This is a genomic window from Streptococcus mitis (genome assembly GCF_001579035.1).
Classification (GTDB): Bacteria; Bacillota; Bacilli; order Lactobacillales; family Streptococcaceae; genus Streptococcus; species Streptococcus mitis_J.
The window spans coordinates 342250-343079 of the sequence record NZ_KQ970285.1 but is presented as its reverse complement, the minus strand read 5'-3'; the positions used below and the strand labels follow the sequence as shown (position 1 = coordinate 343079).

Sequence of the window (830 nt, the reverse complement as noted above, 5' to 3'; positions counted from 1 at the left end):
TTACGAACATTGGGATTGCGCCAGTTCAGGTCAGCCTGGGTCTCATCAAAGAGGTGAAGGTAGTATTTCCCCGTATCCCCGAAAGGTGCCCAAGCAGAGCCACCAAACTTAGACTGCCAGTCTGTTGGTTGGTCTTGGATGAAGAAAAAGTCTTGGTAATACTTGTCACCTGCTAAGGCTTTCTGAAACCATTCATGCTCTGTCGAACAATGATTGAGCACCATATCCAGCATAAAGTCAATCTTGTGCTCTTGACCGACACGCACCATTTCCTCAAAATCAGCCATATCACCAAAAAGAGGATCCACTGCCATATAATCTGAAATATCGTAACCATTATCCCGTTGAGGGCTTGGGTAGAACGGATTGAGCCAGACCATATCCACGCCCAGTTCAGCTAGATAGGGGATTTTTTCGATAATTCCACGTAAGTCCCCAATACCATTGCCAGTGGTGTCTTTGTAAGATTTTGGATAGATTTGATAGACTACTTTTCCTTTATCAAGTGTCATCTGTTTCTCCTTTTCTGATAAAAGGGAGGAAGCAGTCTTCCGTCCCTATTTGTGCTATTTTGATTAGATTCGTGTTGCGACCATGAGAGCTTCTCCAGCTTGGATTGTTGTCGGATAAGTTCCAGTGATGGTCGCTGTATAAGCATCTTGGTTGGTGATGATAACAGGAGTTTCTGTTACCAGGCCTGCGGCCTTAATGACATCCATATCAAAACGAATCAGTTTCTGACCAACTGTGACATGGTCTCCTTGGGCTACAAAACTTTCAAAACCTTTGCCATCAAGACCTACTGTATCCATACCGATGTGAATGAGTAA

At 44.0% G+C, this 830-nt stretch carries 2 protein-coding genes; both read right to left on the bottom strand.

Going from position 1 to position 830, the window contains the following annotated elements; genetic code table 11:
- On the bottom strand, positions 1-512 hold a 512-nt coding region (locus tag SMIDD26_RS01675; protein WP_246746851.1), incomplete at its 3' end, for an alpha-amylase family glycosyl hydrolase.
- A gap of 63 nt (positions 513-575) precedes the next feature.
- Positions 576-830 (bottom strand): PTS sugar transporter subunit IIA (locus SMIDD26_RS12535; protein ID WP_246746850.1); only part of this gene is annotated, 255 nt, incomplete at its 5' end.